The following is an 8,678-nucleotide window of genomic DNA, read 5'->3' as shown; positions in this document are numbered from 1 at the left end:
GATTTCGGTGACCTTTGAGGTCGTCGGTGAGGGCGAGCCCCGTATTACGGTGGCGGAAAGGGTACGGCGGGAGCTGGGAGGGCCACGTCACCGCACTGGCCGGTGACGGCCCTGCCGCCACCGGCCAGCGCGGTAATCGGCGCGAAGAGCGTCTCCCCTAGCCGCCACGGCGCATAGCTACCGCGTCGCCATGACCGGCGCTACCACGGCGGCAGCACGGGAATACCGCCCGCCCCCACCCCGTTGTGGCCCCACAGGGGGCGCTCGCAACCCCTACGGGATCTGTTCGCCCACCCCGTAGGGCCTCCCAGACCCCAGGGCCTCCCGGACCCCAGGGTCGCCCGGGGCCTCCCGCCCAGGCCCTCTCACCCCCGCGCCCAGGCCCCCTCACCCCCGCTCGCCGCCGCGCCCCTCCCGGTCGGCGAGTCCACTCGGCGTCCAGCACTGGCCGCCCATCAGCCGGCCCAGGCCCGCCCAGGCGAAGTTCATCATCGTGGCCGCGGCGTCCTTCGCCGTCGGATGCTCCCATTCCCCCGAAGGCCCCTCGTCCGTACGGGCATTGGCCCATTCGGCGAGCGACTCCGCCGCCCCGACCAGGGCGTGCGCGAGGCCCGCCACCTCCCGGTCGGCCAGTTCACCGGCGCAGCCCGCCTCCTTGGCGGCCATCCCGATCAGTTCCGTGACGAAGGCGACGATGTCCGCCCGCAGTGCGGCCACTTCGCGTGCGAAGGGCTCGCCGTGCGTGCGGGCCTGGTGGTGCAGTACGGCCCAGCCGTCCGGGTGCGCGGCGGTGTGCGCGAAGAACCCCTTCAGGCCGCTCCACAGCTGCCGGTCGGCCGCCGCCTCGGGTTCGACGGCCGCCGTCACGGACGCCACCAGCGCCGCGGCCTCCCGTCGGATCACCGCGCTGAACAGCTCTTCCTTCGAGTTCAGGTAGAGATAGACCAGCGGCTTGGAGACCCCGGCCATCTCGGCGATCTCGTCCATCGAAGCCGCCCGGTAACCGCGCCGCGCGAACGTCAGCACCGCGGCGTCGAGCATCTGCTGCTCCCGGATCGCACGTGGCACTCGCTTGCTCTTCACAGCTCCCACCCCTGGAAGTCCCTCCCATCCCACCCCCGTTACCGATGAGTAATTTTACGATCTTCGCCTCCCGCCCACCGGCCCTTGACATGATCTGCGGCATGGCGAGACGATACGTCTCGTTCCGTTGATCGATGGGCGCATACCCATTTCTCACCTCCTGGAGAGCAGACGTGCAGCAGTTCATCGATGCCGCCCCCGGCATCCGCCTGTGGACCGAGCAGCGCGGTGCCGCCGATGCGCCCCCGCTACTGCTGATCATGGGCGCCCAGGCCACCGGGGTCGGCTGGCCGGATCCGCTGGTCGACGCGCTCGCCGCGCACCACCGGGTCATCCGTTACGACCACCGCGACACCGGCCGCTCCACCTGGCCGTTCGAGGAGCGGCCCTACCGGATCGCGGATCTGGCCGAGGACGTGATCGCGGTCCTGGACGGGCTGGGCATCGAGCGGGCGCACATCGTCGGCATGTCATTGGGCGGCATGCTGGCCCAGATGGTCCTCGCCGACCACCCCGACCGAGTACTCAGCGCCACTCTCTTCGGCACCTGTGCCCTCAGCACCACCTCCTACACCCGCCCCGACGGCAGCACCGTCCCGGTCGGCGAACTCCCTGGTATCGCGCCCGAGGTCCTGGAGCTGTGGGCGCGTCCGGTGGAGGATCACGGCGCGGCGGCGGAGGTCCGGCGCCGGCTCGAACACTGGCGGGTACTCGCCGGTGACCAACTCCCCTTCGACGCGGACTTCTTCCGTTCGCTGGAGGAGCGCGTCATCGAGCACACGGGGCACCACCAGCCGGGTTCGGCGCATGCGCGCGCGGACGACGCGGACATGCTCCGTACGGATCAGCTCGCCACGACCCGGGTGCCGACCCTCGTGCTCTCCGCGCCCGCCGAGCCGGTCTTCCCGCCGCCGCACCCCCAGCACCTCGCGCAGTGCGTCAACGGCGCGTACGTCGTCGAGATCCCGGGGATGGCGCATGCGCTGCCGCCGGCCGTCCACGGTCCGCTGGCCGACGCGATCCTGGCGCACACGGGAGCGGCCGCGACCGTGCGCTGATCCCGCCGCGGCGCGCGGAGAAGCGACGTGATCGGGGGCACGGCGCGACCCGGGGCACGGCGCGGCGCGGGGACATGGCGCGGCGCGGACACGGGGGCGCCCCCGCAGCCGTGTGCAGTGGCTGCGGGGGCGCCGCGCGGTGTGTCTGCCGGGAGGTCAGCTCGCGGCGGCCGCGGCGGGCACGGGCGTGGGCTCCGGGGCGGCGGGCACGCCGCCGTCGGCAGCGGCGTCGCCGTCGCCGATGCGGATGCTGGTGGCGTTCGCGTAGGCGTCGCGGTCCAGGATCTTCTCCTTGGCGGCGACCAGGATCGGGACGAGCGACTGGCCGGCGACGTTGGTGGCCGTACGCATCATGTCCAGGATCGGGTCGATGGCCATGAGGAGACCGACGCCCTCCAGGGGGAGGCCCAGGGTGGAGAGGGTCAGGGTCAGCATGACGGTGGCGCCGGTCAGGCCCGCGGTGGCGGCGGAGCCGATGACCGAGACGAACGCGATCAGGAGGTAGTCGCCGACGCCGAGGTGGATGTCGAAGATCTGGGCGATGAAGATCGCGGCGATCGCCGGGTAGATCGAGGCGCAGCCGTCCATCTTGGTCGTCGAGCCGAACGGCACCGCGAAGGAGGCGTACTCACGCGGCACACCGAGGCGCTCGGTGACCTTCTGGGTGACCGGCATGGTGCCGACCGACGAGCGGGAGACGAAGGCCAGCTGGATGGCGGGCCAGGCGCCGCGGAAGAACTGCAGCGGGTTGACCTTGGCGACGGTCGCCAGCAGCAGCGGGTAGACGCCGAACAGCACCAGGGCGCAGCCGACGTAGATGTCGACGGTGAAGGTCGCGTACTTGCCGATCAGGTTCCAGCCGTACGTCGCGATGGCGTTGCCGATGAGGCCGATGGTGCCGAGCGGGGCGAGCCGGATGACCCACCACAGGGCCTTCTGGAGCAGTTCCAGGACCGAGCGGCTGACCTTGAGGACCGGCTCGGCCTTGTCGCCGAGCTGCAGCGCCGCGATGCCGGCGACGGCCGCCATGAAGACGATCTGCAGGACGTTGAGCTCGGTGAACGGCGTGATGATGTCGGTGGGGACGATGCCGGTCAGGAAGTCGATCCAGGAGCCGGCGTGCTCGGGGAGCTTGCCGTCCTTGGGGGTGAGGCCGGTGCCCGCGCCGGGGTTGGTGAGCAGGCCGATGGCCAGGCCGATCGCGACGGCGATCAGCGAGGTGACCATGAACCACAGCAGGGTGCGGGTGGCGAGCCGGGCGGCGTTGTTGACCTGCCGCAGGTTGGTGATCGACACCAGGATCGCGAAGAAGACCAGCGGGGCGACGGCCAGCTTCAGCAGCTGGACGAAGAGGTCGCCGATGTGCGCGAGCGTGGAGGTCAGCCAGCCGATGTCACCGCTCTTGGCGATCCCGCCGAGCAGCACGCCCAGGACGAGGCCGGCCAGGATCTGGGCCCAGAACGGGACCTTGGGTATTCGGGAGGACTTGGGGGTCTGGGGGGCCTGTGAGGACTCAGAGGTCTCGGCAGACGTGGACAACGGACACACTCCGGGGACAGATAGCGACGTCGGGAAACGGCATGAGCAGGCGCCAGGAGGTCCGTGCTTCAGACAGGATCTCCGGCCGCTGGACAAGGTCGGTCAGCGGCGGCAACAGGCCGCGGACATACAGCGGCAAAGATCGACGTGCAGGCGCGCCACGAGCGGAACGCTCATGGGGGACGAGGGCGCGGCTGCTGTCTTCATGACACGCACGTTAACACTTGAACTTTGAGGAACCCAAAGAAAATCTTTGGGTTCAGCGGGCGGCGAAGCCGGGGAATAACGGCGGAGCCGTCCGGCAGCGGACGTCAACAACGCGGCAGGCGCCCGGCCGTGGAGCGAAGTCCACGGCGACGGGCGCCTGTGAGGTGTCCTGAAATGCGTGCTGCGGCCGCGCGGGGTGTGAGGCGTCTTACAGAAAGGTCTGCACCTTTGTGCGGGGAGCTGCCGCGGCTGTGCGGGGAGCTGCCGCGGCCGTTGCCGCGTGGCCGCTACCGCAGCCCGTCCTCCTGGCTGGCGTTGGCCGCGAGCCGCTCGCGCTGCCGGTCGACCTTGGCGACGATCTGCTCGGACATCGCGTCCCGCTGCCTGCGCAGCAGCACAAAGCTGAGCGGCGCGGAGATCACGATGGCGAGCAGCAGCATCCAGACAGTGTTGGAAGCGCCCACGGCGAGCGGGATGACGTGGAAGTAGCACAGCGCCCACACCACTGCGAAGCAGGCGGCGAACAGGCCGATGCGAAGCGCGGTGTAGCGGAGCGTGGCGAACTTGTGGCTACTCACGGACGGGACCTTCTTCTCAACGGCAACCGAAAGGGTCTCGCTCCAGTCAAGCACAGCGCGCCGGACGATCTTCCGGACCCCCGCCACGGCCCGTCCCGCCGGCCGGACGGCCCAGCTCCAGCCACATCGTGATGTCGTCGCGGAAGTCGTCGTCGGCGACCTTGATCGCGCCGGGGACGCGGCCGACCTCCTTGTAGCCGCAGGCCTCGTAGAAGCGGTTGGCGCCCGTGCCGCCGCGGCAGGTGAGGCGGATGCCGGTGATGCCGTCGATCGTGCGGGCGGCCTCGGCGGCGGCGGCCATCAGCCGGCGGCCGGTGCCCCGGCCCTGGAGGGAGGGGTGGACCATGACGGTGTAGAGCCACAGCCAGTGCCGCATCAGGCGGTGCGGATTGAGGGTGAGGAACGCCGTCGCCACGACCCGGCCGTCCTCGTCCCGGCCGATCAGCAGGCGCTCGCGGCCCTCGGCCATCGCCGCCAGATGTCTGAGCAGGTCGGGACGGATGTCGTCCCGCGTGACCGGCGGGACGAAGCCGACGGCACCGCCGGCGTTGGAGACATCGGCCCACAACGCACAGATTCCGTCGCGGAGTTCGGGAGTGACGGCAGGGTCCAGGTCGAAACGCACGCTCATGACCCGGACCCTAACTCCCGCCTCTGACAATCGGCTCCGACCAGCTCAGATGCGCATCGGCTGGGGCGCTTCGCGGCGCTCGGAGTCCGGGCCCGGGTACTCGCGGATGGCCTCGTAGCGGGTGTTGCGCTCGACGGGGCGGAAGCCGGCGTCGCGGATCAGCTCCAGCAGGTCCTCGCGGGTCAGCTTGTTGGGCGTGCCGTAGTTGTCCGCGTCGTGGGTGATCTTGTACTCGACGACCGAGCCGTCCATGTCGTCCGCGCCGTGCTGGAGGGCGAGCTGGGTGGTCTGCAGACCGTGCATCACCCAGAAGCACTTGATGTGCGGGACGTTGTCGAAGAGGAGACGGGAGACGGCGAAGACCTTCAGCGCCTCGGCGCCGGTGGCCATGGTCGTACGCGCCTGGAGGCGGTTGCGGACCTTGCCGTCCTTCATGTCCACGAAGTCGTGCTGGTAGCGCAGCGGGATGAAGACCTGGAAGCCGCCGGTCTCGTCCTGGAGTTCCCGCAGCCGCAGCACGTGGTCGACGCGGTGGCGGGGCTCCTCGATGTGCCCGTAGAGCATGGTCGAGGGGGTCTTGAGGCCCTTCTCGTGGGCGAGGCGGTGGATGCGCGACCAGTCTTCCCAGTGGGTGCGGTGGTCGACGATGTGCTGCCGGACCTCCCAGTCGAAGATCTCGGCGCCGCCGCCGGTGAGCGACTCCAGACCGGCGTCGATCAGCTCGTCGAGGATCTCGGAGGCGGACAGGCCCGAGATGGTCTCGAAGTGGTGGATCTCGGTGGCGGTGAAGGCCTTCAGCGACACGTTCGGCAGGGCCTTCTTGAGCTCGCTCAGCGACCGCGGGTAGTACCGCCACGGCAGATTGGGGTGGAGCCCGTTGACGATGTGCAGCTCGGTGAGGTTCTCGTTCTCCATCGCCTTGGCGAGGCGGACGGCCTCCTCGATGCGCATCGTGTACGCGTCCTTCTCGCCCGGCTTGCGCTGGAAGGAGCAGTAGGCGCACGACGCGGTGCACACATTGGTCATGTTGAGGTGGCGGTTGACGTTGAAGTGGACGACGTCGCCGTTCTTGCGCGTGCGCACCTCATGGGCGAGGCCGCCCAGCCATGCCAGGTCGTCGGACTCGTAGAGGGCGATACCGTCCTCGCGGGTGAGCCGCTCCCCGGCGTGGACCTTCGCCTCCAGCTCGCGCTTGAGGCCCACATCCATCGACGCAGCCATCCGGTCGCCTCCCAGTCTCTGCCGTGATCCGTGCCGCTTCCGTGCCGCTTGTGTGCCGGTAACGGGCTTCGTCGAGCGTACTCCCCCGTATTGGCAGCGGACGGGGCCCCCTTGGCGCGCCCGTCCGCTCCCCCTGGCGTCCTGCCCGGCCCCGGTGGCCTACTCGGCCTCTTCGGGCAGCTCGCCGACGCGGTTCTCCCACTTGGTGGAGAGCACGATCGTGGTGCGCGTACGGGAGACGCCCTTGGTGCCGGACAGCCGCCGGATGGTGCGCTCCAGGCCGTCGACATCGCCCACCCGCACCTTGAGCATGTACGAGTCGTCGCCGGCGATGAACCAGCAGTCCTCGATCTCGGCGAGGTCGCGCAGCCGGCGGGCGACGTCCTCGTGGTCGGCCGCGTCCGACAGCGAGATGCCGACGAGTGCGGTGACGCCGAGGCCGAGCGAGGCGGCGTCGACCGTCGCGCGGTAGCCGGTGATCACGCCGGCCGCTTCGAGGCGGTTGATCCGGTCCGTGACGCTGGGCCCGGAGAGGCCGACGAGCCGGCCGAGCTCCGCGTACGAGGCCCGGCCGTTCTCGCGAAGTGCCTGGATGAGCTGCCTATCCACCGCGTCCATGCCCTCAAGCCTTCCAATCTTTACGCATTTTCGAGTTCTGCATGTAGAATCTAAGGCACACAGGGCCTTGGCCCTGCGAATCTTTCAAGCGATCAAAGACGATCTCACAGGAGCTGTCACCGTGTACTCGATCGAGATGGCCTACGCCCGCATGCGCGAGCTGCAGGACCAGGCCAATCGTTCACGTGCCCACAAGCCCGCACAGCCGCGGGCCCGGCGCCTCTTCGGCCGCGCCGCCGCAGCGAAGAAGCGCTAAAGAGCGTCCGGGGCCTCCTCCTCTGCCTTGGAGCCACCCCGAAGCTCCCCCTCCCAGCGCCGGTACAACCCGTGCGGCACCTCGGCCGCATCGAGCACCCGGCCCGCGACGAAGTCCACCAGATCCTGGATGTGCGTCGCTCCCGCATAGAACGCCGGTGAGGCGGGCAGCACCACGGCGCCCGCCTCGTCCAGCGCCACCAGATGCTTCAGCGTCGGCCCGTTCAGCGGAGTCTCCCGCACCGCGACCACCAGCCGCCGCCGCTCCTTGAGCGTCACGCTCGCCACCCGCTGGAGCAGATCCTTCGAGAGCCCGAGCGCCACCCCCGCCACACACGCGGTACTCGCCGGGACGATCAGCATCCCCTTCACCGGATACGAACCCGACGAGGGCCCGGCCGCCAGATCCCCGGCCGGCCAGTACCGCACATCCGCCAGGTCCGCCTCTGCCACCGGAAACGTCGCCGGCTTGCCGTCCGCCCCGCGCGCCAGCCATTCCCGCAGGTCAGCGCGCCAATGCGCATCCCGGAAGGCGATCCCGGTCTCGTCCAGCAGGGTCAGCCGCGACGCCCGGCTGACGACCAGATCCACCGCCTCCCCGGCGGCGAGCAGCCCGCGCAGCACGGAAGCCGCATACGGCGTCCCGGACGCGCCGGAGATCCCCACGACCCACGGACGGCGCCGGCCGGGGTCCTGCTTGCTGGTGTCGTTGTGCCGCGGCTCCACGCATCGAGCCTATCCGGCGGAACCACGGACCCCGTCACGGCCGTTCTTACCTGTGCGCCCCGCCGGCAACACGAGAAGGGACGGCCGCCGATGACGTCACGGATGACCCCACGCGCGAAGCCCGCCATCTGCCTGATGCTGATGCTGGGCTGGGTCGCGCTGCTCTGGGTGCTGGAGGGCGTCGACTTCGTCACCGCGGGCGCACTGGACACCTTCGGCATACAGCCGCGCGAGCCCGCCGAGCTGGTCGACGTGGTGCCCGCCGCCTTCCTGCACTTCGGCTTCGGCCATCTTGCGGCCAACACCCTGCCGCTGCTGCTGCTCGGCTTCATCGCCGCGCTGCGCAGCGGAGTGCGGCGCTTCCTCGCCGTCGTCGCGCTCATCGTCCTCACCAGCGGACTGGGCGTATGGCTGACGGCCGCCCCGGACAGCAACACCGCGGGCGCCTCCGGTGTCGTCTTCGGCCTCTTCGGCTACCTCCTGGTGCGCGGCTTCATCGAACGCAAGCTGCTCGACATCGGCATCGGCCTGCTCGTCGGCGCGGTGTACGGCTCGATCCTGTGGGGCGCGCTGCCGACCGACAGCGGCATCAGCTGGCAGGGCCATCTCTTCGGCCTGATCGGCGGGGTGCTGGCGGCCTTCGCCTTCCGGGAGCGCGCACGGGCCGCCACCGCCGGAGTGACTGTCGGCCCCGTCCCGTAGCCTCTGAACGGACGGAAGCCGCCGGGGCGTTGCGCGACACCTCGCACCGCTCGCAGCGCG

At 70.2% G+C, this 8,678-nt stretch carries 10 protein-coding genes; 3 read left to right on the top strand and 7 right to left on the bottom strand.

Annotation, left to right across the window (positions count from 1 at the left end):
- Positions 1-387: 387 nt before the first annotated feature.
- Complete coding sequence (locus ACWD6P_RS25950; RefSeq protein ID WP_451446578.1) at positions 388-1,092, bottom strand: TetR/AcrR family transcriptional regulator; 705 nt, start codon at positions 1,090-1,092, stop codon at positions 388-390.
- A gap of 164 nt (positions 1,093-1,256) precedes the next feature.
- Here ACWD6P_RS25950 and ACWD6P_RS25945 point away from each other — a divergent pair, with 164 nt between their 5' ends.
- A complete protein-coding gene (locus ACWD6P_RS25945) occupies positions 1,257-2,141 on the top strand; it encodes an alpha/beta fold hydrolase (RefSeq protein ID WP_451446577.1) in 885 nt (294 codons plus the stop codon).
- A 156-nt stretch (positions 2,142-2,297) separates the two neighbouring features.
- Here the strand turns inward: ACWD6P_RS25945 and ACWD6P_RS25940 are convergent, their stop codons facing one another.
- The 5 genes from ACWD6P_RS25940 to ACWD6P_RS25920 form a co-directional block, all read right to left on the bottom strand.
- Entirely contained in the window at positions 2,298-3,680 is a 1,383-nt protein-coding gene (locus tag ACWD6P_RS25940; RefSeq protein WP_451446576.1) for a dicarboxylate/amino acid:cation symporter, read from the bottom strand.
- A gap of 494 nt (positions 3,681-4,174) precedes the next feature.
- Positions 4,175-4,465, bottom strand: a complete 291-nt coding sequence (locus tag ACWD6P_RS25935) for a DUF4229 domain-containing protein (protein ID WP_451446575.1) — start codon at positions 4,463-4,465, stop codon at positions 4,175-4,177.
- A gap of 46 nt (positions 4,466-4,511) precedes the next feature.
- On the bottom strand, positions 4,512-5,096 hold the full coding sequence (locus ACWD6P_RS25930; RefSeq protein ID WP_451446574.1) for an N-acetyltransferase family protein: 585 nt from the start codon (positions 5,094-5,096) through the stop codon (positions 4,512-4,514).
- 45 nt (positions 5,097-5,141) lie between these two features.
- Positions 5,142-6,305 (bottom strand): aminofutalosine synthase MqnE, encoded by a 1,164-nt coding sequence (mqnE, locus tag ACWD6P_RS25925; RefSeq protein ID WP_451446580.1) that lies wholly within the window; start codon positions 6,303-6,305, stop codon positions 5,142-5,144.
- 171 nt (positions 6,306-6,476) lie between these two features.
- Positions 6,477-6,935 carry an Lrp/AsnC family transcriptional regulator gene (locus ACWD6P_RS25920; protein WP_006604791.1) on the bottom strand — a complete coding sequence of 153 codons (459 nt, stop codon included), beginning with the start codon at positions 6,933-6,935 and terminating at the stop codon, positions 6,477-6,479.
- A 121-nt stretch (positions 6,936-7,056) separates the two neighbouring features.
- Here ACWD6P_RS25920 and ACWD6P_RS25915 point away from each other — a divergent pair, with 121 nt between their 5' ends.
- Entirely contained in the window at positions 7,057-7,191 is a 135-nt protein-coding gene (locus ACWD6P_RS25915; RefSeq protein WP_451446573.1) for a hypothetical protein, read from the top strand.
- On the opposite strand, the gene ACWD6P_RS25910 is transcribed toward ACWD6P_RS25915, so the two are convergent.
- Positions 7,188-7,916 (bottom strand): UbiX family flavin prenyltransferase, encoded by a 729-nt coding sequence (locus ACWD6P_RS25910; RefSeq protein WP_451446572.1) that lies wholly within the window; start codon positions 7,914-7,916, stop codon positions 7,188-7,190. The genes ACWD6P_RS25915 and ACWD6P_RS25910 overlap by 4 nt on opposite strands.
- A gap of 102 nt (positions 7,917-8,018) precedes the next feature.
- On the opposite strand from ACWD6P_RS25910, the gene ACWD6P_RS25905 reads away from it, so the two are divergent.
- A complete protein-coding gene (locus tag ACWD6P_RS25905; protein WP_451446571.1) occupies positions 8,019-8,618 on the top strand; it encodes a rhomboid family intramembrane serine protease in 600 nt (199 codons plus the stop codon).
- Positions 8,619-8,678: the final 60 nt, after the last annotated feature.

The sequence above is a fragment of the Streptomyces sp. NPDC002446 genome (genome assembly GCF_053595675.1).
The sequence above is the reverse complement of the archived record's forward strand: the minus strand, read 5'-3'. Positions and strand labels throughout refer to the sequence as shown.